Origin of the sequence: Acidovorax kalamii (assembly GCF_002245625.1) — a bacterium.
GTDB classification, from domain to species: Bacteria; Pseudomonadota; Gammaproteobacteria; order Burkholderiales; family Burkholderiaceae_C; genus Acidovorax; species Acidovorax kalamii.
Map to the genome: position 1 here is coordinate 1 of NZ_NOIG01000010.1, position 24508 is coordinate 24508.

Here is a 24508-nt window from a genome sequence, read left to right on the forward strand (position 1 = left end):
GCAACGCGGGGCAGCACTGCACAACCAAAAAGCACGCAGAGGGGGCATCCTTCGGCGTGCTTTTTTGTGAGGTTTTCAAGCGACAACCCACCCCCTGGCTGGCTTGAGGTTGTATTCAAACGTAACACAAAACGCTATGCTGGAACCGTTGCCCGGTCAATGGGTTGGCTGGGTGGACGGCGTCCCTACCAGGAGAATTGCCATGAGCCAGTTCAAGATCTCCACCCGCCTTGCCGGATTGCTCACCGCCTTGTGTCTGTTGGTGCTGCTGGTGGGAGGGGCCGGGCTGTTTGGCATGGGCCAGTCCAACGCCGGGCTTAAATCGGTGTACGACGACCGGGTGGTGCCGCTCAAGCAGATCAAGGTCGTGGCGGACATGTATGCCGTCAACGTGGTGGACACCGCCCACAAGGTGCGCGACGGCGCCATGACCCCCGCGCAGGGCGTGCAGTCGGTGGCCGATGCACGCAAGGCCATCGACAGCAACTGGAAGGCCTACCTGGCCACCCGCCTGGCGCCGGAGGAAACCCAGCTGGTGGCGCGCTTCAAGCCCCTGCAGGCCAAGGCCGATACGGCCACCGACACCCTGGTCGGGCTCTTCAAGGGGGGCGACATGGCCGCGCTGACCACCTATGCGGCCAAGGAGATGTACCCCGCCATCGACCCGCTGCAGGAGGTGCTGGGCCAGCTGATGCAAGTGCAGCTGGACTACGCCAAGGCCGAATATGACCGCGCAGCGGCGAGTTTTCAGACCATCCGGGCGCTCGCGCTCACGGCGGTGGTGCTGGGCATTTTGCTGGCGGTGCTGATGGGCGGGGCGATGATCCGGCAGATCTCGCGCTCGCTGGACAACGCAGTGCAGATCACCGACTCGGTCGCGCAGGGCGACCTCACGGTGCCCATCCACGCACGGGGCAAGGACGAGATCGCCCAGCTGCTGGGCGGCCTGACCACCATGCGTGACAACCTGGCCCATGTGGTGTCGGGTGTGCGCGGCAATGCGCAGGGCGTGGCCTCGGCCAGCGCCGAGATCGCCTCGGGCAACAACGACCTGTCGATCCGCACCGAACAGCAGGCCAGTGCGCTGCAGGAGACAGCCGCGTCGATGGAGGAGCTGAGTTCCACCGTCAAGCAAAACGCCGACAACGCCCGTCAGGCCAACCAGCTCGCGATGAGCGCATCCACCGTCGCAGGTCAGGGCGGCGACGTGGTGGCCGAGGTGGTGACCACCATGAAGGGCATCAACGACAGCAGCAAGAAGATCGCCGACATCATCAGCGTGATCGACGGCATCGCCTTCCAGACCAACATCCTCGCGCTGAACGCCGCCGTGGAGGCGGCCCGCGCAGGCGAACAAGGCCGTGGCTTTGCCGTGGTGGCGGGCGAGGTGCGCAACCTGGCCCAGCGCAGCGCCGAGGCGGCCAAAGAGATCAAGTCGCTCATCACCGCCAGCGTGGAGCGCGTGGAGCAGGGCACGCTGCTGGTGGACAAGGCCGGCACCACCATGACCGAGGTGGTCGGCGCCATCCGTCGCGTGACCGACATCATGGGCGAGATCAGCGCCGCCAGCAGCGAGCAGAGCACTGGCGTATCGCAGGTGGGCGAGGCCGTGACGCAGATGGACCAGGTCACGCAGCAGAACGCGGCTTTGGTGGAAGAAATGGCCGCCGCCGCCAGCAGCCTGAGCCACCAGGCCCAGGCCCTGGTGGGGGCCGTGGCGGTGTTCAAGCTATCGACCGACCAGGCGCGGGCCTCGCAGGGCGGCACCCCGGCAACACATCCAGCACCCGTCGCCGCGCCCTCCGGTGCGGCCCGTGGTGGTGGCGCGGGCAGCATGGCCCCGAAGAAAACACTGGCTTTGCGGGCCGCGCCCACCGGTCCTGCGCACAAGGCCCCCGCGGCCCCGACCCCCGCTGCACCTGCGTCCCAGGCACGCAAGCCGGTGGCGGCAGGGGCGGAAGACGATTGGGAGAGTTTTTAAGACCCCTTGCGCAGGCAGGGCGGGCGCACTGCGCCCCCCAGGGGCAGGCGCTCAGGCCATCGTCTTGAACGGGCTGCGCGCCTGCAGCTCTTGCAGATAGCCCTCGACCCCCGCGCCTTCGCGCTCCAGGAAGCGCTCCACAGCCTCGGCAAAGGCCGGGTGCGCCAGCCAGTGGGCGCTGGTGGCCTGCACGGGCAGCAGGGCCCGGGCCATCTTGTGTTCGCCCTGGGCACCGCCTTCAAACCGTTGCACGCCGTGGTCTATGCACCACTGCAGCGGCTGGTAGTAGCAGGCCTCGAAGTGCAGGCAGTCCACACGCTCCAAAGCGCCCCAGTAGCGGCCATAGGCCACCAGGTTTTGGTCTTTTAGGCCGTTGCCGCCTGATGGGCTTGCCCCAATAGCTATCAAACTGGCAGCAATGGGGCGCCCATCACGCTCGGCCACAAACAGCAGCCAGGCCTCGGGCAGGTGCGCCGCCATGCGGGCAAAGAAGTCCCGCGTGAGATAGGGCGGGTTGCCGTGCTCCAGATAGGTGCGCTCGTAGCAGCGGTAGAAAAAATCCCAGTCGGCAGTGCTGATGCCTGCACCCCGTGACCAGCGGAAGCGGACCCCGGCCTCTGCCACGCGGCGGCGCTCCTGGCGGATCTTCTTGCGCTTGTCTTGAGAGAGGCTGGCGAGGAAGTGGTCGAAGTTCTGGTAGTGGTCGTTCTTCCAGTGAAACTGCACGGTGTGCCGCAGCATCCAGTCCTGCTCGGCGCCGGACTGCACATCGTCGCCACTCGCAAACAGCATGTGCACCGACGACACACCTTCTTGCTCACACCACTGGCGCACCGCCTGCAGCAGCAGCGACCGCGTGGCCCCGTCGCGCGCCAGCAGCCGTGTGCCGGGCACGGGCGTGAAGGGCACGGCGACCACGGCCTTGGGGTAGTAGGGCACGCCGTGCTGCTCGTAGGCGCTGGCCCAGGCCCAGTCGAACACGTATTCGCCGTACGAGTGGTTTTTGAGGTACAGCGGGCAGGCGGCCACCAGGGTGTCGCCCTCCCACAGGGTCATGAAGCGGGGCATCCAGCCCGTGCGGGGCGTGGCGCTGCCGCTTTCGTGCAGGGCGGCCAGGTATTCGTGCCGAAGGAAGGGCGTGGGGTGGCTTTGTTGCGCCAGCAGGGCGTTCCAGGCCGCAGCATCCACATCCAGCGGGGACGCAAGCACGCGGGCGATAATGGCAGCTTCCTCAGCCATGCGCTCTCCCGTGCCGCCCACTGCAGCCCGGGGCTGTATGGGCGGTATCCAACCCGGCCAAAAGTGCCGACTCCAGTTCCATGACGCTCTCCATTTGCACTGCGCAGCTCAACTTTGTCGTGGGCGACATGCCCGGAAATGCGCAGAAGATCATTGCCGCCGCCCGCGAGGCCTACGCCCAGGGCGCGCGGCTGTTGCTCACCCCCGAGCTGGCCATTTGCGGCTATGCGGCCGAAGACCTGTTCCTGCGGCCCGCCTTCATTGCGGCCTGTGATGATGCCGTGAAAACCGTGGCCCGCGAGACTGCGGGGTTGAAGGGCCTGGCCATCGTGCTGGGCCATCCCCAGGCCCTGGCGCACGATGCGCCTGCGTTCAGCGCCTGCCACAACGCGGCCAGCCTGCTGCGTGACGGCCACATCGAGCAGACCTACGCCAAGCGCGAACTGCCCAATTACCAGGTGTTTGACGAACGCCGCTATTTTGTGGCGGGCACGGAGCCCTGCGTGTTTGAGGTGGAGGGAGTGCGCGTGGGCCTGCTGGTCTGCGAAGACGCCTGGTTTGCCGAGCCCGCGCGCAGCACGGCGGCGGCGGGCGCGCAGCTGCTGGCCGTCATCAACGCATCGCCCTTCCATCTTGGCAAAAGCGCCGAGCGCGAGGCCACCATGCGCGCGCGCGTGGCCGAGACGGGCCTGCCGCTGGTCTACGCCCACTTGGTGGGCGGGCAGGACGAGGTGGTGTTCGAGGGCCGCTCGTTTGCGCTGAACGCCGACGGCTCGGTGGCCGGGCGTGGCCCAGGTTTTGAAGAAAAACTGGTGTTTGCGCGCGTCCATCATGCGCAAGCAGCTATCAAAATTGAAGCGGACATTGCGCCCGAGAAAAGCCTGGAGGCCGACCTGTGGGACGCCCTGGTGCTGGGGGTGCGCGACTATGTGGGCAAAAACGGCTTCCCCGGTGCGCTGCTGGGCCTGTCCGGTGGCATCGACTCGGCCCTGGTGCTGGCGATTGCGGTGGACGCGCTGGGGGCCGACAAGGTGCGCACGGTGATGATGCCGTCGCCCTACACGGCCGACATCAGCTGGATCGATGCGCGCGACATGGCTGAGCGCCTGGGCGTGCGATACGACGAAATCTCCATCAAACCCCAGTTCGAGGCGTTCAAGGCCGCGCTGGCCGGCGATTTTGCAGGCTTGCCCGAGGACACGACCGAGGAGAACCTGCAGGCGCGCATTCGTGGCACGCTGCTGATGGCGCTGTCCAACAAGTTTGGCGCCATCGTGCTGACCACGGGTAACAAAAGCGAGATGTCCACCGGCTACTGCACTCTGTATGGCGACATGGCGGGCGGCTTTGCGGTGATCAAGGACGTGGCCAAGACGCGGGTGTTTGACCTGGCGCGCTGGCGCAATGCCAACGACCCGTATGGCACGGGCGCCAATCCGATCCCCGAGCGCATCATCACCCGCCCGCCCAGCGCCGAGCTGCGGCCCGACCAGAAGGACCAGGACAGCCTGCCGCCGTATGAGGTGCTGGACGCCATCGTGGCGCGCTATATGGAGAACGATGAGCCCATCGAGTCCATCATCGCCAGCGGCTTTGCACGCGCCGATGTGGAGCGGGTCACGCGCCTCATCAAGCTCAACGAGTACAAGCGCCGCCAGGCGCCCGTAGGGATTAGAGTGACACGCCGCAGCTTCGGCAAGGACTGGCGTTACCCTATCACCAATAAATTCCGCGCCTGACGGCGGGTTTCTGACCGTTCCACCGTCGCGCCACCTGCTTTCCTCTATCTTTCACATCCTTCAGGAGACCCGCCATGAAAATGATCACCGCCGTCATCAAGCCCTTCAAGCTCGAAGAAGTCCGCGAAGCCCTGGCCGAATGTGGCGTGACCGGCCTCACCGTGACCGAGGTGAAGGGTTTTGGCCGCCAGAAGGGCCATACCGAGCTGTATCGGGGCGCCGAGTATGTGGTGGACTTCCTGCCCAAGGTGAAGGTCGATGTGGTGGTGAAGTCCGAGGACGTGGACCGCTGCGTGGATGCCATCGTGAACGTGGCGCGCACCGGCAAGATCGGCGACGGCAAGATTTTTGTGACGGCCGTGGAGCGTGTGGTGCGCATCCGCACCGGGGATCTGGACGACGCGGCGGTCTGACGCTGGCTGGTTTCGGCTTTGGCCTGACGAGGCCATGGCCCTGGGACCATTGAGAAAACAAAAAGGGCGGATTTCTCATCCGCCCTTATTTATGGGTGACCGCTGTGCTGGGGTCAGATCACCTCGCGCAGTGGCACGGGGGCGTGGTCGGGCCCGGCCGACTGCACCAGGGTGCGCAGCAGCGCCTCGGCATCGGCAGACGCGTGCAGCAGGCCCATCTGCCATTCGCCCATGAAGCCGCTGGCCACGCTGTGGTTCAGGAAGCCCACGAGTCCGTCGTAGTACCCCGCCACATTGAGCAGGCCCAAGGGTTTGTCGTGGTAGCCCAGCTGGCGCCAGGTCCACACTTCAAACAGTTCTTCAAAGGTGCCAATGCCGCCGGGCAGGGCGATGAAAGCGTCGCTGCGTTCGGCCATCATGGCCTTGCGCTCGTGCATGGTCTGCACGATGTGCAACTCGTCGCATTGGCGGTTGGCCAGTTCCTTGTCCACCAGCGCCTGGGGAATCACGCCCACCACCCGGCCACCGGCCTGGCGCGTGGCCTCGGCCACGGTGCCCATGAGCCCGCTGCGGCCCCCGCCATAGACCAGTTGGCCGCCATGGCGGCCGATCCAGGTGCCGACGACCTTGGCGGCCTCGGCAAAGGCGGGGTTCTCGCCGGGGCGGGAGCCGCAGTACACGCAGACGGAAAAAGCCGGTTCAGCCATGGAAAAATCTCTGGAAAAGAGCCGCAGCCCAGATGCCAATGCACAGCAGCAGTGCCAGCAGCACGGCCGCGCTGCCCATGTCCTTGGCGCGCTTCGAGAGGTCGTGCCACTCGGGGCCGATGCGGTCGATGGCGGTCTCGATGCCGGTGTTGAGCAGCTCCACAATCATCACGATCACGACCGAACCGGCAAGCAGCGCCACCTCGACCCAGCTGCGCCCCAGCCACAGCGACAGCGGCAGCAGCACCACGGCGGCGATGGCCTCCTGGCGGAAGGCCTTTTCGTTCCAGCCAGCGCGCAGGCCTTCGATGGAGTAGCCAGCAGCGTGCCAGATGCGGTTCAGGCCGGTGCGGGCCTTCTGCGGGTTGGCAGGGGCTGCCGAGGGGGTGGGGGATGCAGGCATGGACTTATTTTTTGGGGAATTCGTAGTGCACCAGCCTGGTGCCCGCCAGTGCGTCGTGCCAGAACTGCCGGGTGGGGTGAAAGCGGCTCAGGATGGCCCAGATGGCGACCCAGCCGCCCAGCAGCACCAGCACTTCCAGTGCGGGCACGCCAAACATGTAGGCGGCCAGGGGAGGCAGAAACCACAGCCAGCTCAGCACGTAGCGCAGCAGCGCACGCGCCTGGGTGATGGGCTGGCCGTCCTGGCCTACCACGCGGATGTGCCAGGTCTTCTGGGCCAGGGTCTGGCCCCTGGCCCAGAACCAGGTGAAGTAGATGCCGAACACCACAAACAGAAACGCTTGCAGCGCATGGCGGTTGTCCATGGCGTTGCGGGTCTGGCTGAGTGTGCCAAACAGGTAACCCGCAATGAACACCACGCCGAACATCAGCATGCCCTCGTAGAGCCAGCAGGCCATGCGCCGCCACAGGTTGGGGGCGATGGCTTCGGCCAAGTGGGCGGGGGTGGTGCGGGCCTCAGCCTGCGAAGAGTGGGGGGAGGGTGATGCGGGCATTCCAGGTGTCATGCCCGTCGGGCCGGGCAGGTTGTAAACCTACTGAGGATACAGGCCTGAGGTGTCGGGCGTAACGGGTTGCGACGCCGTGGCGGCAGGGGGCTCGACCGGGCCCGCGCCCAGGGGGGGCAGCGCGGCCGGTACGGCCACCGGCACGGCCACGGGCGCGGTTTCCACTCCGGTGGAGGTGGATGCCGCGCTGGTGGGCGATGGTGAAGGGGCTGCTGCCGGGGAGGGAATGGGCGTCACGGGGGCCGCCACTCGGGGGCCGTGCTCGGTCACGGGCGGGATCTTGGGGGCGTTCGGGCGGCTGGGGTTGGCCTCGGTGGCCGCAGGCACCTGGGCCAGCTTCTTGGGCGAGACGGGGCGCAGTGCTGTGGCTGCGCCTGCGGGCTTGGGCACGGCCCGAGCGGCCAGCGCGCTGCGTTCTTCCTCGGACAGGGCCTGGTACGCCTCCCACTGTGCGCGCTTGTCATCCCTTGCCAGCCGGTTGGTGACGGCGTAGTTGAGCCGGGCCTGGTTGCGTTGCTGAGCACTCAGGCTGGCCCATTCGGTGATGCGGTCGTGGAATTTCTTTTGCTCGTCTTCCGACAGTGTGGAGTAGTTGGACGCCAGGGTCAGCCAGCGGCGCTTTTGTGCTTCGCTGATGAGGGCCCAGCGTTCGGCCAGCGGGTACAAGGCCAGCTTCTGGGGGGTGTTCAGGGTTTCCCAGCCCGGGCCGGATTCGGTCTGGGGCTGCAGGGCCATGCCGGAGGTGACTGGCGAGCGCGCGTTGTTGGGACTGGCGACAGCCGCTTCTGCACCGGCAGGCAGCAGCGTGCCGGGGGCCATGCGCATCTGCACCCACACCTGACCACCGATGGCGACGAACGCGCCCAGAAGCGCCAAAGCCAGCACAAAGGCTGGCAAAGGGGTGGAGGCATCAGGGGGGCGTGGGGGCATGCAGTCCTGGTTCAGGCAGTTCAGTTGGGCTGCGCAGAGGTCTTGAGGAATTGTACGAAGCCAGGGTCGGCGTACGCCGCTGGTGGCAGGTCGTCGGTCAGCAGGGCTGCATCGACCTCGGCCACATCGTTGGCGCTGCGTTCGTCCTGGGCGGCATTGATGACCACCAGGCCCACCACCAGGGCCAGCAGCGGAATGGCCGACACCAGGGCATTCCACCAGCCGCCGCCCTCGCTGCCACGGCCCAGGGTGGCCGCAGGGCCAGCACCCACCACCACGGTGGCTGCCGCTGTGCGCCGCACGGGGGCGGTCACCTTGCGCTTGGCCAGCGCTTGCATGCGCGAGGCGCGCAGGCGTTCAGAAATGTCGTAGGGCAGTTCAGCCGTGCCGCTGGAGAGGCGGGCCGTCACGCGCAGCGCAAAACGCTCGGCAGCCGCTTCGGCAGAGGTCGTTGGGTGCTGTGTAGTGTTCTTCATGGCTCGATTCCTTTGGCCTTCAGTGCCTTGCTGAGGGTTTGTATGGCGCGAAAGCAGTGCGTTTTGACGCTGCCTTCCGAGCAGCCCATGGCGGCTGCCGTTTCTGCTACATCCATTTCTTCCCAGTAACGCATGAGGAAGGCTTCCCGTTGACGTGGTGGCAGTTCGGCGATTTCAGCTTCGATGCCGCGAAAGATCTGGGCCCTGCGGGTGAGGTCCTCCGCACTTTCGGCCTTGTCGCCATCGTCCGGGCCGGAGTAGGCTTCCAGCAGATCAAAATCCATGCCATCTTCGCCCGGGCCTTCGAAGTCGCTCATGCTCGAAAACAGTGCATTGCGTGTCTTCTGGCGCCGGAACCAGTCCAGCGTGCAGTTGGACAGGATGCGCTGGTACAGCATGGGCAGCTCTGCGGCAGGTTTGTCCCCGTAATGTTCGGCCAGCTTGAGCATGCTGTCCTGCACGATGTCCAGCGCCGCTTCCTCATTGCGAACATGGTAGAGCGAGCGCTTGAAGGCGCGCTTTTCTACACTTTTGAGGAAGTCGGAGAGTTCTTGTTCGGTGGCCAAGACGGGGTGGTCCGGGGTGGGCGGTGCACAAAACGCTGTGAATTGTGGCTGTTTGGCACCGTAAAGCCCGTGATTATCGCATCCGCAGGGGTTTTTTTCGGTTGGGGTGGGTTTTGAGTGTGTTGCAGTGCGATAATTGGCGTTGCAATTCAAAAGGCAAACGGGTCACGGTCCGGCGGGCAATCATCTCGCTCATGTCCTTGGCCTCAAGTTCCAAGCTGGCTTCACAAGAGCGCGTGCGAGGAGCACCCAAGGTTTTTCGTCAGAGAAATTCACAAAGGTTGATCGATCATGGAAATCTCCAAGGCTGAAATCTCTTCAGCGGCCGCTGCTTCGCAGGGCAACACCTCCCCCGCTTCCGGCTCGCAGGACCTCATGGGGGCCGAGATCCTCATCAAGTCGCTCCAGGCTGAGAACGTCCAGTACATCTGGGGCTACCCCGGTGGCGCAGTCCTCTACATTTACGACGCGCTCTACAAGCAAGACACCATCCAGCACGTGCTGGTGCGTCACGAGCAGGCGGCCGTGCATGCCGCCGACGGCTACGCCCGCGCTACGGGCGAAGTGGGTGTGGCGCTGGTCACGTCCGGCCCAGGCCTCACTAACGCGGTGACCGGGATCGCCACGGCGTACATGGACAGCATCCCGATGGTGATCATCTCCGGCCAGGTGCCCACGCCCGCCATCGGGCTGGATGCCTTCCAGGAATGCGACACGGTCGGCATCACCCGCCCCATCGTCAAGCACAACTTCCTCGTCAAGGATGCCCGAGATTTGGCGGCCACGATGAAGAAGGCCTTCCACATTGCCCGCACCGGCCGCCCCGGCCCTGTGGTGGTGGATGTGCCCAAGGACGTGTCCTTCAAGAAGGTGCCCTACACCGGCTACCCACAGAGCGTGGAAATGCGCTCCTACAACCCCGTGCGCAAGGGCCACGGCGGCCAGATCCGCAAGGCGCTGCAATTGCTGCTGGCGGCCAAGCGTCCCTACATCTACACCGGCGGCGGCGTGTTGCTGGGCAATGCCACCAACGAGCTGCGCACGCTGGTGGACATGCTGGGCTATCCGGTCACGAACACCCTGATGGGACTGGGTGCCTATCCGGCCAGCGACCGCAAGTTCCTGGGCATGTTGGGCATGCACGGCACCATCGAAGCCAACAACGCCATGCAGAACTGCGACGTGCTGCTGGCCGTGGGCGCGCGCTTTGATGACCGCGTGATCGGCAACCCCAAGCACTTTGCACAGAACGATCGCAAGATCATCCACGTCGATATCGACCCGTCGAGCATCTCCAAGCGCGTGAAAGTCGATATCCCGATCGTTGGCGACGTGAAGGACGTGCTCACGGAGCTGATCTCCATGATCCGCGAGAGCAGCACCCGCCCCGACGCAGGCGCCCTGGCCGCGTGGTGGGACACCATTGAAGGCTGGCGCAAGCGCGAGTGCCTGAAGTACGACATGGGTGGTCCCGACGTCATCAAGCCCCAGTACGTGGTCGAGACGCTGTGGAACATGACCAAGGACGCGGACACCTACATCACGTCCGATGTGGGGCAGCACCAGATGTGGGCCGCGCAGTACTACCGCTTTGATGAGCCGCGCCGCTGGATCAACTCGGGCGGCCTGGGCACCATGGGCGTGGGCATTCCCTACGCCATGGGCATCAAGCTGGCCAAGCCACAGTCCGAAGTGTTCTGTATCACCGGCGAAGGCTCGGTGCAGATGAACATTCAGGAGCTGTCCACCTGCCTGCAGTACAACACGCCTATCAAGATCTGCTCGTTGAACAACCGCTACCTGGGCATGGTGCGCCAATGGCAGGAGATTGAATACTCCGGTCGCTACAGCCACAGTTACATGGATGCGCTGCCCAACTTCGTGAAGCTGGCCGAGGCCTATGGCCATGTGGGCCTGCTGATCGAGCACCCCAAGGATGTCGAGCCCGCCCTGCGCGAAGCCCGCAAGCTCAAGGACCGCACCGTGTTCCTGGACTTCCGGACCGATCCCACCGAGAACGTGTTCCCGATGGTACAGGCCGGCAAGGGCATCACCGAGATGCTGCTGGGGTCGGAAGACCTTTAAGAAGCAAAATCGGCCTTCTGCGCCTGTCCATCAAGCGCTGGTAGCTATTAATTTGATAGCTATTGCTTTTTGACGAATCTATTGCCTGCCAAGCCCGTGCATTACCGTGCACGGGGGAGGGCAGCGAAAAGAGGAATCTCATCTTATGAAACACATCATTGCTGTTCTGCTGGAAAACGAGCCTGGTGCTCTTTCCCGCGTCGTGGGCCTGTTCTCGGCCCGTGGTTACAACATCGAATCGCTCACCGTGGCGCCCACCGAGGATGCATCGCTGTCGCGCATGACTATCCAGACCACGGGCTCCGACGACGTGATCGAGCAGATCACCAAGCACCTGAACCGCCTTATTGAAGTCGTGAAGGTCGTGGACCTGACCGAAGGTGCCTACACCGAGCGCGAGCTGATGATGGTGAAGGTGCGCGCCGTGGGCAAGGAGCGTGAGGAGATGAAGCGCATGGCCGACATCTTCCGTGGCCGCATCATCGACGTGACCGAGAAGAGCTACACCATCGAGCTGACGGGCGACCAGTCCAAGAACGACGCCTTCCTGCAAGCCATCGACCGCACGGCCATCCTGGAAACCGTGCGCACGGGCGCCAGCGGCATCGGCCGGGGCGAGCGCATTTTGCGCGTGTAAGACAATTCACCCCGTTTTTCTTATTTCAACCCCCCAACAACGCATTTCAACCGGAGCGACCCATGAAAGTTTTCTACGACAAAGACACCGACCTGAGCCTGATCAAGGGCAAGACCGTGGCCATCATTGGCTACGGCTCGCAGGGCCATGCCCACGCACAAAACCTGAACGACAGCGGCGTGAAGGTGGTGGTCGGCCTGCGCAAGGGCGGTGCATCGTGGGACAAGGTCGGTAAGGCAGGCCTGACGGTGATGGAAGTGAACGACGCCGTGAAGGCCGCTGACGTGGTCATGATCCTGCTGCCCGACGAAGACATCGCTGCCGTGTACAAGAACAACGTCGAGCCCAACATCAAGCAAGGTGCTTCGCTGGCGTTTGCCCACGGCTTCAACGTGCACTACAACCAGGTCGTGCCCCGTGCTGACCTGGACGTGTGGATGGTCGCCCCCAAGGCCCCCGGCCACACTGTGCGCAACACCTACACCCAGGGCGGGGGCGTGCCCCACCTGGTCGCTGTGCACCAGGACAAGTCTGGCAAGGCCCGTGACCTGGCCCTGAGCTACGCAGCTGCCAATGGCGGCGGCAAGGCCGGCATCATCGAGACCAACTTCAAGGAAGAAACCGAGACCGACCTGTTCGGCGAGCAGGCCGTGCTGTGCGGCGGCGCCGTCGAGCTGATCAAGATGGGTTATGAAACCCTGGTCGAAGCCGGTTATGCCCCAGAAATGGCCTACTTCGAATGCCTGCATGAGCTCAAGCTCATCGTGGACCTGATCTACGAAGGCGGCATCGCCAACATGAACTACTCGATCTCGAACAACGCCGAGTACGGCGAGTACGTGACGGGCCCTGAAGTGATCAACGAGCAGTCGCGCGCCGCCATGCGCAATGCCCTGAAGCGGATCCAGAACGGCGACTACGCCAAGATGTTCATCCAGGAAGGCCGCCTGAACTACCCATCGATGACGGCCCGCCGCCGCAACACGGCCGACCACAGCATCGAGAAGGTGGGCAGCCAGCTGCGCGCCATGATGCCCTGGATCGCCAAGAACAAGCTGGTTGACCAGACCCGCAACTGATACTTCCGAGCGAAGCATCCCAAGGCCACTTCGGTGGCCTTTTTTGTTGCCGGGTGCACCAGTGTGCAGGCGCTACACTGCGGCCTTCGCCTTGTGCGCGTGTGGTGGCCTGTGTGCGCCGCAGGCAGACGCGAAACACTATAAATTCAGTAGCGTCTTGCGCATGATGGGCGGGCGCTGGAGGTCTTTTTTGATGCATGACGGCAACGAATCCACCGACAACCCTGGTGTGATGGTGCGCAAACGGCGCAAGGGCATTTACATCCTGCCCAATCTGTTCACGCTGGCCGCGTTGTTTGGGGGGTTCTATTCCATCGTCATGGCGATGAATGGTCGTTTCGACATGGCCGCCGTGGGGGTGTTCTGTGCCATGGTGCTCGACAGCCTGGATGGGCGTGTCGCCCGCATGACCAATACGCAAAGCGCGTTCGGCGAGCAGATGGATTCGCTGTCCGACATGGTGTCCTTTGGCGCCGCGCCCGCGCTGATTGCTTATGAGTGGTCGCTGCAGGGTCTGGGGCGCTGGGGCTGGATCGCGGCCTTTGTGTACTGCGCCTGTGCGGCCTTGCGGCTGGCGCGCTTCAATGTGAATACGGGGGTGGTGGACAAGCGTTACTTCCAGGGCCTGCCTTCCCCTGCGGCCGCTGCGCTGGTCGCAGGTTTCATCTGGCTGATGACAGAGTTGGGTGTGCGGCCTGGTGAGGATTCCTGGCTCACCTGGTCGCAGATCACCTGGTTGATGTTCGCCTTCACGCTGTATTCGGGGCTCACCATGGTGACCAACGTGCCGTTCTACAGCTTCAAGGACATCCAGATGAAAAAGAGCGTGCCCTTCGCAGCCATCGTGCTGATTGCGCTGGTCATCGCCATCATCAACATCCATCCGCCCATCGTGCTGTTCGGTGTGTTCGTTTTCTATGGCCTTTCTGGCTACGCCGTGTATGCCTGGCGCAAGGCCAAGGGGCAGCACAGCAGCGTGATCAGCACCTCGACAGACGAACCGGACGAACGCGGGTTGCACAAGTGACAGCCGCCACGGCAGCGCAGTTGTGCTACATTGCGCTGTATGAACATGTTTGCTCTGGCTCTACTGCTACCTCCCAACGGGCGGAGACAGTAGGCGCACGCGCACACTTTTTCCACAAAGGCCCGTATGCACCCGCAGCGGGCCTTTTGTTTTGGGCGCCAGAATTTTGACGTTGCGGGTCCCCACCCACCGATACCAGGAGAACAACATGGCTGACAAACTGATCATTTTCGACACCACCTTGCGCGATGGCGAGCAGTCCCCCGGCGCTTCGATGACCAAGGACGAAAAGCTGCGCATCGCGCGCCAGCTGGAACGCCTGAAGGTGGATGTGATCGAGGCCGGTTTTGCCGCCAGCTCCAACGGTGATTTTGAGGCGGTGCAGGCCATCGCCAACGCGATCAAGGACTCGACCATCTGCTCGCTCTCGCGTGCCAACGACCGTGATATTTCGCGGGCGGCCGAGGCTCTGAGGGGTGCCAACAGTGCGCGCATCCACACGTTCATCGCCACCAGCGCGCTGCACATGGAAAAGAAGCTGCGCATGACCCCCGAGCAGGTGCTGGAGCAGGCCAAGCAATCCGTGCGTTTTGCGCGAAACCTCGTGGCTGACATCGAGTTCAGCCCTGAAGACGGCTACCGCAGCGACCCGGACTTCCTCTGCCGCGTGCTCGAAGCCGTTATCGCCGAAGGCGCCACCACCATCAACGTGCCCGACACCGTGGGCTATGCCGTGCCAGAGCTGTACGGCAACTTCATCAAGACCCTGCGCGAACGCATTCCCAACAGCGACAAGGCGATCTGGTCGGTGCATTGCCACAACGACCTGGGCATGGCCGTGGCCAACTCGCTGGCCGGTGTGAAGATCGGCGGCGCGCGCCAGGTGGAGTGCACGATCAACGGCCTGGGCGAGCGCGCTGGCAACTGCTCGCTCGAAGAGATCGTGATGGCCGTGAAGACCCGCAAGGATTATTTCGGGCTGGATCTGGGTATCGACACCCAGCATATTGTGGCCGCCAGCCGCATGGTGAGCCAGACCACGGGTTTTGTGGTGCAGCCCAACAAGGCCGTGGTGGGGGCGAACGCTTTTGCCCACGCAAGTGGGATCCACCAGGATGGCGTTCTCAAGGCCCGCGATACCTACGAGATCATGCGCGCCGAGGATGTGGGTTGGTCGGCCAACAAGATCGTGCTGGGCAAGCTCAGCGGCCGCAACGCCTTTAAGCAGCGCCTGCAGGAGTTGGGCGTGCAGCTTGACAGCGAAACCGAGATCAATGTGGCATTTGCCAAGTTCAAGGAGCTGGCCGACCGCAAGAGCGAAATCTTTGACGAAGATATCTTGGCGCTGGTCAGCGACGAGAGCGTGACGGCCGAAAAGGAGCAGTACGGTTTCGTTTCGCTGTTCCAGCAGAGCGAAACCGGTGAGCAGCCCCGCGCGCGCATCGTTTTCACCGTCGATGGCCAGGAGGTGCGCGGCGAGTCCGAGGGCAACGGCCCGGTGGATGCCTCGCTCAAGGCCATTGAGTCGCATGTCAAGAGCGGTGCCGAGATGGTGCTCTACTCGGTCAATGCGATCAGCGGTTCTACCGAGAGCCAGGGGGAGGTCACCGTGCGCCTGCAGAACAGCGGCCGGGTGGTGAATGGTGTGGGGGCAGATCCTGATATCGTGGTCGCATCTGCCAAGGCTTATCTGAGCGCGTTGAACAAGTTACAAAGTAAAGCCGACCGCGTGGCCGCACAGGGCTGATTGACCGTCTTATAATTTCACTCACTTTCTGGGAAAGTCGCGCAAGATATTGATCTTGCGCGACTTTTTTTGATTCTGTACACTGCTCAACACTTCTTACCGTTTGGAGCACTTTGATGCACCATCGCCACCGCTCTGCAGTGACTCGATTTTTTCAGTTTCTGGGCTTTGCCGTCGTGAGTGCAGCCCTCGTCAGCCCCCTGGTACATGCGGGCGAACAAAAAAAATCCATTGCCAAAAAGCAGCAGGTAAGTTCGGCAAACGCTAAGCGTGCCGTCGCACCGCGCAAGGCGGCAGCCAACACCAATGCCAAGGCCGTGCGGGTAGCCGCCAAGACGGCGAAGGCGCCCACCCGGGTGGCTTTTGTGCCGGCCAAGCAGTCGTTTGGTCAGATTGCAGGCCTGCATGAAGTCAACGATCCCTTGGACCTCAAGTCCAGCGTAGCGCTGGTGATGGACCAGGATACGCACGAGGTCCTGCTCAGCAAGAACGACCATGCGGTGTTGCCGATTGCGTCCCTGACCAAGCTCATGACGGGCATGCTTATTTCCCAGGCCAAATTGCCCATGGATGAGCCATTGACAATCACCCAGGACGATGTGGATACCGAAAAAGGCAGTCGCTCGCGCCTGACGGTCGGGACCACGCTGACGCGGGGCGAAATGTTGCATCTGGCGCTCATGTCCAGTGAGAACCGGGCTGCCCATGCCTTGGGCCGCACCTACCCGGGTGGGCTGGAGGTTTTTGTCGCCCAGATGAATGCCAAAGCCCGCCTGCTGGGGATGACCGACACGCGGTATGTGGAGCCCACCGGGCTGTCCAGCCGCAACCAGTCCAGCGCCCGCGATCTGGCGACACTGGTGAATGTGGCGCATGGCGATCCGTTGCTGCGCGAACTCTCCACGTCGCCGGGTTATGAAGTGGCTGTGGGGCGCAAAACGCTGCAATACAACAATACCAATGGTCTGGTGAAGAACCCGACCTGGGATATTGGCCTGCAGAAGACCGGCTATATCTCGGAAGCAGGACGTTGTCTGGTCATGCAGGCCCAAGTGGCCGGGCGCAAGCTGATCATGGTGTTCCTCGATTCGGCGGGCAAGTTCAGCCGCCTGGGTGATGCCGAGCGGGTGCGCCAGTGGGTGGAATCCACGCCGACGCTGGCTGCGCCTTTGCGCTCTGCCCGGGGGGGCAACGGCTGACCAGCTTCGTTGCCCCAGGGCTTGAAAAAACACCCGACTGGCGGGCTGCCATCGGGTGTTTTGTTTTTAGGGGGTGATCGTCCGCTCGCAACGCTTCCGCTTGGCGGCGTGGGGTGTGGCTTGAGTTTCTGCAGATTTCTGCAGGGGGAGACTGGAGAAAGGCGCAGAAGTCAGCGCAAGTCACCGTGGTTGCTTGCCGCTGTGTCGTGGCTGGCGTCTGCTGTGGACACGTAGCCCAGGGCCAGGGATATTTCGTTGGCGGTGGCCTGCAGCTTGGGCATCCAGCCCTCGTCCAGCCGGTCGGCGGGGGCAGAAATCGACAGACCGGCCACGAGCTTCCCTTGGTCGTCATAAACCCCCGCAGCCATGCAGCGCACGCCCAGCTCCAGCTCTTCGTTGTCGCGGGCAATGCCGTACTGGCGGGCTTTCGCCAGTTCGCGCTCCAGTACCGGCAATTGGGTGATGCTGTTGCGTGTGTGGCCTGCCAAGCCCGTGCGAGTGGCGTAGGCGCGCACGCGTTGGGGGTCGTCCAGCGCCAGGAACAGTTTGCCGGTGGATGTGAGATGGAGGGGTGCGCGGCCCCCGATGGCACGCACTACCTGCATACCCGAGCGCTCGCTGTAGGCGCGCTCCACATATACGATTTCGTCCCCCTGCCGCATGCTCAGGTTGACCGGTTGCTGGATCAGCTTGTGCAGGTTGCGCATGGGGGTCAGGGCGGCGTCGCGCACGCTCAGACGGGCCTTGACGAGGTTGCCCAGCTCCAGCAGCCGCATACCCAGCCGGTAGCTGCCGGATTCCGGGCGGTCCACAAACCGCCCAATGGTCAGGTCGTTCAGGATACGGTGGGTGGTGGACGGGTGCAGCCCCGTCTTTTCGCTGATTTCCTTGAGGGAGATTGCGTCTTCACGGGAGGCCAGCACGTCGATCAGCGTAAACATGCGCTCCAGCACTTGAACGCTGGGTTTGACGGGAATGCTGGGATCGTTTTTTTTCATGGGCGGCAGTGAGGCAAAAGCCGCTGCATCTTACCTTGTGAAATGTTGCCAGGTGTTCAGGCGCCGTGAGGCGGGGCCGCATGCATGCGATGCCACTGGCCGTCCGTGCGGATCTCGTGGGGATGAAAGCGAGCCTTGTAGTTCATCTTGGGGCTGGCCTCAATCCAGTAGCCCAGGTACACATGGGGCAGCCCCAGCGAGCGCGCCTGCTCGATCTGCCAAAGGACGTTGTAGGTGCCGTAGCTGCAGTGGGGCTCGGGCTCGTAAAAGGTGTAGACCGCCGACAGGCCGTCATCGAGCACATCGAGAATGGAAACCATCTTCAGGGCGCCCGGCTCTCCTGACGCGTCGGTCTCACGAAACTCCACGAGTCGCGAGTTGACGCGGCTTTGCAGCAGGAACTGGGTGTACTGGTCGATGCTGTCATGGTCCATGCCCCCGCCCGCGTGGCGGCCGTTCTGGTAGCGCAGGTAGAGCTGGTAGTGCTCGGGCACAAAACACAGGCGCAACACCCGCGCCTGCAGCCCTGCATGGCGGGCGGCAGCACGCCTTTGGCTGCGATCGGGTTTGAACTCGTGGGCCAGTACCCGGAGCGGCGTGCATGCCTGGCAGCCATCGCAGTACGGCCGGTAGGTGAACATGCCACTGCGGCGAAAGCCCTTGGCGACCAGGTCGGAGTACAGGTCGCTCTGGATCAGGTGACTGGGCGTTGCGACCTGCGATCGTGCCTGCCTGTCCGGCAGATAGCTGCAGGGGTAGGGAGCGGTCGCATAGAACTGCAGGGTCTGCAGCGGGAGGTCGTTGAGTTGCGTCATGCCTTCGGTGTCTTGGTGGGCAGCAGCTCATTCCAGTATACGGGTTCAAACTCCCAGCGGATGGCGGGTTGTACGCGGGCCTTTTCGATCTGCAGAAGAAATTCGGAGCGGGGGATCTCTCGCCCGCCGAGAGAGGCCAGATGCCCGGTTTTCTGTTGGCAATCGATCAGGCCGATGCCGTGGTGGCGGCACAGCGCCACCAGAGCCGAAAGCGCGATTTTGGAGGCGTCCGTGGCATGGGCAAACATGGATTCGCCAAACACCGCCCGGCCAAGCGCCACGCAGTACAGCCCGCCGACCAGTTCTCCGTGGACCCAGGTTTCGACACTATGGGCATGGCCTGCGGCATGGAGCCGGGTATAGGCCTCGACCATCTCCGGCACGATCCAGGTTCCTGCCTGGCCTTCACGCTCCTTGCTGGCGCATGCGGTGATGACTTGCTTGAAGGCGTGGTCCACGCGGATTTCGCAGTGCGCCTGGGTACGGAAGGCCTGTAGCGTCTTGCGCAGTGAGCGGTGCAGTCGAAACTCGGCGACTGGCAGCACCATGCGCGGGTCTGGCGCCCACCACAGGATGGGCTGCCCGGGACCATACCAGGGGAAGGTGCCTTGCGCATATGCCGCGCGCAAGTGCTCTATGTCCAGTGCACCTCCGGCAGCCAGCAGGCCGGGTGCGGGGTCTTCAGGTCCCCAGGCCAGGGCGGGAGCGGGGAAGGGGTCTTCGATTTCCAGCCAGGGCAGTTGCGGGGGCATGGTGGCAGAACACAAAGACACCATTGTCCGGCATGTGGCCTCGGGTGTCGGTTGGAGCCGCTGCGGGCAAAAAAATAGCCCCGCACCGAATGACGATGCAGGGCTATTAGAGTGGCTCCTCGACCTGGGCTCGAACCAGGGACCTACGGATTAACAGTCCGGCGCTCTACCGACTGAGCTATCGAGGAATAATCGGTATCTGTCTATGTAAAAGGCCCCGCTTCACTCATGCAGGGCCTGCAAAATCTTGGCTCCTCGACCTGGGCTCGAACCAGGGACCTACGGATTAACAGTCCGGCGCTCTACCGACTGAGCTATCGAGGAACAAGACTTAGATTATATACACAAAAATCAGCCCAAAAAGCATTTGCAGTAGGTTTGTGCCATCGGGCTGATTTCGCAGAGGCCATTTGAGTACCGCAGCCGGGCTGTCACGATGGCTCGGGGCGGCGCCAGAGCCAGGCCAGCACGCAGGCCATGCTCCCGATCGCCACCGCCACGATCCATGGGCGTGACACTGTGAGCAGTAGCACCACGGCACTCAAGGACATCACGAGGGCTGCGCTCCACTTGGCACGGCGGCTGACTTTGCCGCCTTGGGCCCAGTTGCGCAGCAGGGGGCCAAACAGCCGGTGGTGCCAGAGCCAGCGGTACAGCCGTGGCGAGCTGCGCGCCGCAGCCCAGGCTGCCATCAGGATGAACACGGTAGTGGGCAGGCCGGGAACAATCACACCGATGGCGCCCATCACCAGGCACAGCACGGCAAAAACCTGCAGCAGCCAGCGCGCGGGCCAGGGCAGGGGCCGTGGCGAAGGTTCGGGGGGCTCTGTGATGGGGGCGTCTGGGGGCGTCGTGGCCATGGGGGTATTGTGATGGGGCGGGGCTGGTGCTGCGCAGTGCTTGCCCGCGCGCTATGCTGCATGGGCCCCGTGAACCATGCGCACATCTTTGCGCTGGCCTCTGCTGAAATTACTGCTCCATCAATGACCATCCACACCATCCTGAAGATGGGCGACCCGCGCCTGCTGCGCGTGGCCCAGCCTGTGACCGAGTTTGACACCGATGCCCTGCATCTTCTTGTGCGGGACATGTTCGACACCATGCGGTCCGTCAACGGCGCAGGCCTTGCGGCGCCCCAGATCGGGGTGGATCTGCAACTGGTGATCTTTGGCTCCAACGACCGCAACCCGCGCTACCCGGACCGGCCCCTGGTGCCCCCGACCGTGTTGTTGAACCCGGTCATCACCCCTTTGGGCGACGAAGAAGAGGAGGACTGGGAAGGGTGTTTGTCGGTGCCCGGTCTGCGCGGCAAGGTGCCGCGCTGGTCCCGCATCCGCTACACCGGCTTCGACCCGTACGGCGATCCCATCGACCGCACCGTCGAGGGGTTCCATGCCCGCGTGGTGCAGCACGAATGCGACCACCTCATCGGCAAGCTCTACCCGATGCGGGTGCGGGACTTCACGCAGTTCGGGTTTACCGAGGTGCTGTTCCCGGAAATCAGCGCCACGGAAGACGACTGACGGAGGGTGAGCAGGGCCGGTGTCAGGACGACAGCTCGCGCAGCAGCTCCGTCTCGATCTGGATCTGGCGTGCGTTGTTCTGCAGCTCGGGGCCCTGGATGAGGAAGGTGTCTTCCACCCGTTCGCCCAGGGTGCTGACTTTGGCCAGCTGTACGCTCAGGTGGTGCTGCGCCAGGATGCGTGCCACCAGATAGAGCAGGCCCGCACGGTCGCTGGCCGAGATCGCGAGCAGCCAGCGTTGGGCCTTTTCATCGGGTCGCAGGGTGACGCGGGGCGCGACCGGGAAGCTCTTGACCCGGCGCGAGACCCGCTTGCGCGCGGGCTCAGGCAGCGGGCCGCCTTCTTCGATCACGCGCATCAGATCGCTCTCGACCATGTGGGTCAGCTCGCGGTAGTGCCCAGGCTGTTCAGATGCCGAAGAGGCGACGACCTGGAACGTATCGAGCGCATAGCCGTTGTTGGCGGTATGCACGCGCGCATCCAGGATGCTGAAGCCCACGCGGTCGAAGTAGCCGCAGATGCGCGCAAACAGGTCGGCCTGGTCGGCGGCATACACCATCACCTGCAAGCCATCGCCGGCCAGTGACTGGCGGGCGCGCACCACCGGTTTCGCCGTGCCCACATGGCGCGATAGGTGGCGTGTGTGCCAGGCAATGTCGGCGGCGTCATGGCGCATGAAATAACTGACGTCGAGCGTGGCCCAGAGTGCCTTGTGGGCCTCGAACGGCAAGGCGTTGAGCGCCAGCAGCACCAGCGCTTCGCGCTTGCGGGCCTCGATCTCGGCGGCGGCATCGGGCGCGCGGCCACCCAGGGTGCGTAGCGTGGCGCGGTACAGGTCTTCCAGCAGCTTGCCCTTCCACGCATTCCAGACCTTGGGGCTGGTGCCGCGGATGTCGGCCACCGTGAGCAGGTACATGGCCGTGAGGTTGCGCTCGTTGCCCACGCGGCGCGCAAAGGCGCCGATCACATCGGGGTCGCTCAGGTCCTGCTTTTGCGCCACGGTGCTCATGGTCAGGTGTTCGCGCACAAGGAACTCGATGAGCCGGGCGTCCTCGCGGGCCACGCCGTGCTGCCGGCAAAAGCGCCGCACTTCTTCGGCGCCAATCTGCGAATGGTCGCCCCCCCGGCCCTTGCCAATGTCATGGAACAGGGCGGCCACGTACAGGATCCAGGGCTTGTCCCACCCGCCCGCAAGCTGCGAGCAGAACGGGTACTCGTGCGCATGTTCGGCCATGAAGAAGCGGCGCACATTGCGCAACACCATCAGGATGTGCTGATCCACCGTGTAAACGTGGAACAGGTCATGCTGCATCTGCCCTACGATGCGGCGAAACGGCCACAGGTAGCGCCCTAGCACCGAGGTCTGGTTCATCAGCCGCATGGCGTGGGTGATGCCCGAGGGCTGCTGCAGGATGCGCATGAAGGCGTCGCGGTTGACCGGGTCGCGCCGGAAGGCGCTGTCCATCACGCCGCGTGCGTTGTACAGCGCGCGAAGGGTGCGCGCCGACAGGTCCTTGAGCCCCACCGTGGTTTGGTAGAGCAGGAAGGTTTCCAGGATCGCGTGCGGGTCGCGGGTGTAGAGGTCGTCACTGGCCACCTCGATCAGGCCCGCCTTCTCGAAGAAGCGCTCGTTGATCGGTCGCGGCTCGTGCGTCGAGGGGTTCAGGCGCTCCTCAATGTTGAGCAGCAGGATCTGGCTGAGCTGCGACACGGCCTTGGCTGCCCAGTAGTAGCGGCGCATCAGGCTTTCGCTGGCGCGCATGGGCAGGCGCGAGCCGTCGGGTGCCTGCGAACGGTAGCCGAACGACTCGGCCACGGCCGTCTGCAGGTCGAACACCAGCCGGTCTTCGTGCCGCCCAGCCGCCGCATGCAGGCGTGCGCGGATCAGGCACAGCAACGCTTCGTTGCGCTCGATCTGGCGCACCTCGAAGGCGGTGGCCATGCCGCTGGCGGCCAGCTCCTTCCAGTTGCGGCCCAGGCCCGCTGCCTGTGCCACCCACAGGATCATCTGCAGGTCGCGCAGCCCGCCGGGCGACTCCTTGCAATTGGGCTCGAGCGAGTAAGGCGTGTTCTCGTACTTGGTATGGCGCTGGCGCATCTCCAGCGTCTTGGCGACCAGAAACGCCTGGGGGTTCATCTGCGCGCGGTACTGGCGCTGGAACTCGGCGAACAGTGCTGCGTTGCCGCACACCAGGCGGGATTCGAGCAGCGAGGTCTGTACGGTGACATCGCCTGCGCTTTCGGCCAGGCATTCGGCCACGGTGCGCACGCTGGAGCCGATCTCCAGCCCCGTGTCCCAGCAACTGCCGATGAAGCCTTCGAGCTTGGTGCGCAAGGCACTGCCTGCTTCGGGCGCGGTGCCATCGGGCAGCAGCAACAGGACATCGACGTCGGAATAGGGGAACAGCTGGTCGCGCCCAAAGCCACCCACGGCCACCAGGGCCATGTCGTCGGGCAACTGGGCTCGCTGCCACAGGGTTTGCAGCAGGTTGCCCGCCAGCGACGACAGCTTGCGCAGCAGCACGCGGATGCCTCGCGTCGATGCACCCGTGGATTTCATTGCCGCCAGCAGGGCGGCCTTGTCGCTGCGGTAGGCGTCGCGCAGGGCATGGAGTTCGGTCATGGTCGGTAAGTATCGTGGGAGGCCATGAAAAAGCCATGCAAGAGTTGTGCGAGCGGCGGCCTGGTGCGCGGTTGGCCCCGCCGTAACCTCAGGTCTTGGTCGCTGTCACAAAGGACGGCAGCGGGGGCGATCCGGCCGACAGGGTCATGACCTCGTACCCCGTTTCTGTGACCAGCACCGTATGCTCCCACTGGGCGGACAGGCTGTGGTCCTTGGTCACGATGGTCCAGCCGTCGTTGCCGTGTTCCTTCACCTCTCGGCGGCCCGCATTGATCATGGGCTCGATGGTGAAGACCATGCCGGGCTCCAGCTTTTCGAGGGTGCCGGGGCGGCCATAGTGCAGCACCTGCGGCTCTTCGTGGAACTTCTTGCCAATACCGTGGCCGCAGAACTCGCGCACGATGGAGAACCCATGGCCTTCGGCGAACTTCTGAATGGCGTGGCCGATGTCGCCCAGATGGGCGCCGGGCTTGACCTGCACGATGCCGTGCCACATGGCCTCAAACGTGAGGGCTGTGAGGCGCTTGGCGGCAATCGAGCATTCGCCGATCAGGTACATGCGGCTGTTGTCGCCGTACCAGCCGTCCTTGGTGATCACGGTCACGTCCACGTTGACGATGTCGCCCTTCTTGAGCGGTTTGTCGTTGGGGATGCCATGGCACACCACATGGTTGACCGAGGTGCACAGCGAAGCCGGGTAGGGCGGGTAGCCGGGCGGCTGGTAGCCCACGGTGGCCGAGATGGTGCCTTGCTGCGCCATGCATTCGGCGCCCAGGCGGTCGATCTCCTTGGTGGTGATGCCAGGCTTGATGTGGGGGGCGATGTAGTCCAGCACTTCGGAGGCCAGGCGGCAGGCCAGGCGCATGCCCTCGATGTCCTCAGCGCTTTTGATGGTGATGCTCATCCCCGGATTATCCCATTGGCCCCCGCGCCACGCAGGCGGTGCGGCCATGCCCGGTAAAATGGCGGGCTCCGGTCCTGGCTGCACGCTGGCGCCCGGAGCC

Annotated in this window: 23 protein-coding genes and 2 tRNA genes; 10 read left to right on the forward strand and 15 right to left on the reverse strand. The window is 63.9% G+C overall.

Features of this window, described 5'->3' with window-relative positions; all coding sequences use genetic code 11:
- Positions 1-202 precede the first annotated feature (202 nt).
- Positions 203-1981 carry a methyl-accepting chemotaxis protein gene (locus CBY09_RS15280; RefSeq protein WP_094290463.1) on the forward strand — a complete coding sequence of 593 codons (1779 nt, stop codon included), beginning with the start codon at positions 203-205 and terminating at the stop codon, positions 1979-1981.
- Positions 1982-2032: 51 nt separating this feature from the next.
- Here the strand turns inward: CBY09_RS15280 and CBY09_RS15285 are convergent, their stop codons facing one another.
- A complete protein-coding gene (locus tag CBY09_RS15285; protein WP_094290464.1) occupies positions 2033-3220 on the reverse strand; it encodes a GNAT family N-acetyltransferase in 1188 nt (395 codons plus the stop codon).
- Between the two features lie 80 nt (positions 3221-3300).
- Here CBY09_RS15285 and CBY09_RS15290 point away from each other — a divergent pair, with 80 nt between their 5' ends.
- Both CBY09_RS15290 and CBY09_RS15295 read left to right on the forward strand, forming a co-directional pair.
- Positions 3301-4959: an NAD+ synthase gene (locus CBY09_RS15290; RefSeq protein WP_094290465.1), complete on the forward strand. Its 1659-nt coding sequence runs from the start codon at positions 3301-3303 to the stop codon at positions 4957-4959.
- 74 nt (positions 4960-5033) lie between these two features.
- A complete protein-coding gene (locus tag CBY09_RS15295) occupies positions 5034-5372 on the forward strand; it encodes a P-II family nitrogen regulator (RefSeq protein ID WP_094290466.1) in 339 nt (112 codons plus the stop codon).
- Between the two features lie 113 nt (positions 5373-5485).
- Here the strand turns inward: CBY09_RS15295 and CBY09_RS15300 are convergent, their stop codons facing one another.
- Genes CBY09_RS15300 through CBY09_RS15325 form a run of 6 tightly spaced genes read right to left on the reverse strand, consistent with a single transcriptional unit; the run spans position 5486 to position 9019 of the window.
- Positions 5486-6079, reverse strand: coding sequence for an LOG family protein (locus CBY09_RS15300; protein ID WP_094290467.1), 594 nt, complete (start codon positions 6077-6079; stop codon positions 5486-5488).
- Entirely contained in the window at positions 6072-6482 is a 411-nt protein-coding gene (locus tag CBY09_RS15305) for a diacylglycerol kinase (protein ID WP_094290468.1), read from the reverse strand. Before CBY09_RS15305 ends, CBY09_RS15300 begins: the two co-directional genes overlap by 8 nt.
- A 4-nt stretch (positions 6483-6486) precedes the next feature.
- A complete protein-coding gene (locus CBY09_RS15310; RefSeq protein ID WP_094290469.1) occupies positions 6487-7035 on the reverse strand; it encodes an RDD family protein in 549 nt (182 codons plus the stop codon).
- Positions 7036-7074: 39 nt separating this feature from the next.
- Positions 7075-7977 carry a DUF3106 domain-containing protein gene (locus CBY09_RS15315; protein ID WP_094290470.1) on the reverse strand — a complete coding sequence of 301 codons (903 nt, stop codon included), beginning with the start codon at positions 7975-7977 and terminating at the stop codon, positions 7075-7077.
- A gap of 20 nt (positions 7978-7997) precedes the next feature.
- Positions 7998-8453 carry a DUF3619 family protein gene (locus CBY09_RS15320; protein WP_094290471.1) on the reverse strand — a complete coding sequence of 152 codons (456 nt, stop codon included), beginning with the start codon at positions 8451-8453 and terminating at the stop codon, positions 7998-8000.
- The gene (locus CBY09_RS15325) at positions 8450-9019 is read right to left on the reverse strand and encodes an RNA polymerase sigma factor (RefSeq protein ID WP_063459591.1); all 570 of its coding nucleotides are present in this window, start codon (positions 9017-9019) and stop codon (positions 8450-8452) included. Before CBY09_RS15325 ends, CBY09_RS15320 begins: the two co-directional genes overlap by 4 nt.
- Before the next feature lie 291 nt (positions 9020-9310).
- On the opposite strand from CBY09_RS15325, the gene CBY09_RS15330 reads away from it, so the two are divergent.
- From CBY09_RS15330 to pbpG, 6 genes are all read left to right on the forward strand, one after another.
- A complete protein-coding gene (locus tag CBY09_RS15330) occupies positions 9311-11104 on the forward strand; it encodes an acetolactate synthase 3 catalytic subunit (protein WP_094290472.1) in 1794 nt (597 codons plus the stop codon).
- Between the two features lie 145 nt (positions 11105-11249).
- Positions 11250-11741: an acetolactate synthase small subunit gene (gene ilvN, locus CBY09_RS15335; RefSeq protein WP_015013659.1), complete on the forward strand. Its 492-nt coding sequence runs from the start codon at positions 11250-11252 to the stop codon at positions 11739-11741.
- Positions 11742-11803: 62 nt separating this feature from the next.
- Positions 11804-12820 (forward strand): ketol-acid reductoisomerase, encoded by a 1017-nt coding sequence (gene ilvC / locus CBY09_RS15340; protein WP_015013660.1) that lies wholly within the window; start codon positions 11804-11806, stop codon positions 12818-12820.
- 193 nt (positions 12821-13013) lie between these two features.
- Entirely contained in the window at positions 13014-13847 is an 834-nt protein-coding gene (gene pssA / locus CBY09_RS15345) for a CDP-diacylglycerol--serine O-phosphatidyltransferase (protein ID WP_094290473.1), read from the forward strand.
- 208 nt (positions 13848-14055) lie between these two features.
- Positions 14056-15594: a 2-isopropylmalate synthase gene (locus CBY09_RS15350; protein WP_094290719.1), complete on the forward strand. Its 1539-nt coding sequence runs from the start codon at positions 14056-14058 to the stop codon at positions 15592-15594.
- A 116-nt stretch (positions 15595-15710) separates the two neighbouring features.
- On the forward strand, positions 15711-16793 hold the full coding sequence (gene pbpG, locus CBY09_RS15355; protein WP_094290474.1) for a D-alanyl-D-alanine endopeptidase: 1083 nt from the start codon (positions 15711-15713) through the stop codon (positions 16791-16793).
- A 170-nt stretch (positions 16794-16963) separates the two neighbouring features.
- Here pbpG and CBY09_RS15360 read toward each other — a convergent pair whose 3' ends face one another.
- From CBY09_RS15360 to CBY09_RS15385, 6 genes are all read right to left on the reverse strand, one after another.
- On the reverse strand, positions 16964-17791 hold the full coding sequence (locus CBY09_RS15360) for an IclR family transcriptional regulator (RefSeq protein ID WP_094290475.1): 828 nt from the start codon (positions 17789-17791) through the stop codon (positions 16964-16966).
- A gap of 56 nt (positions 17792-17847) precedes the next feature.
- Positions 17848-18606, reverse strand: coding sequence for an arginyltransferase (locus CBY09_RS15365; RefSeq protein WP_094290476.1), 759 nt, complete (start codon positions 18604-18606; stop codon positions 17848-17850).
- Positions 18603-19358 (reverse strand): leucyl/phenylalanyl-tRNA--protein transferase, encoded by a 756-nt coding sequence (gene aat / locus CBY09_RS15370; protein WP_094290477.1) that lies wholly within the window; start codon positions 19356-19358, stop codon positions 18603-18605. Before aat ends, CBY09_RS15365 begins: the two co-directional genes overlap by 4 nt.
- A 112-nt stretch (positions 19359-19470) precedes the next feature.
- Positions 19471-19546: transfer RNA gene (locus CBY09_RS15375), tRNA-Asn, on the reverse strand.
- Between the two features lie 60 nt (positions 19547-19606).
- Positions 19607-19682 (reverse strand) — tRNA-Asn (locus tag CBY09_RS15380).
- A 107-nt stretch (positions 19683-19789) separates the two neighbouring features.
- Positions 19790-20218 (reverse strand): YbaN family protein, encoded by a 429-nt coding sequence (locus tag CBY09_RS15385; protein ID WP_094290478.1) that lies wholly within the window; start codon positions 20216-20218, stop codon positions 19790-19792.
- 123 nt (positions 20219-20341) lie between these two features.
- On the opposite strand from CBY09_RS15385, the gene def reads away from it, so the two are divergent.
- Complete coding sequence (def, locus tag CBY09_RS15390) at positions 20342-20881, forward strand: peptide deformylase (RefSeq protein ID WP_094290479.1); 540 nt, start codon at positions 20342-20344, stop codon at positions 20879-20881.
- 22 nt (positions 20882-20903) lie between these two features.
- Here def and CBY09_RS15395 read toward each other — a convergent pair whose 3' ends face one another.
- Together CBY09_RS15395 and map are read right to left on the reverse strand one after the other, a co-directional pair.
- Positions 20904-23504, reverse strand: a complete 2601-nt coding sequence (locus CBY09_RS15395) for a [protein-PII] uridylyltransferase (protein ID WP_094290480.1) — start codon at positions 23502-23504, stop codon at positions 20904-20906.
- An 88-nt stretch (positions 23505-23592) separates the two neighbouring features.
- Positions 23593-24408, reverse strand: a complete 816-nt coding sequence (gene map / locus CBY09_RS15400; RefSeq protein ID WP_094290481.1) for a type I methionyl aminopeptidase — start codon at positions 24406-24408, stop codon at positions 23593-23595.
- Between the last annotated feature and the right edge of the window lie 100 nt (positions 24409-24508).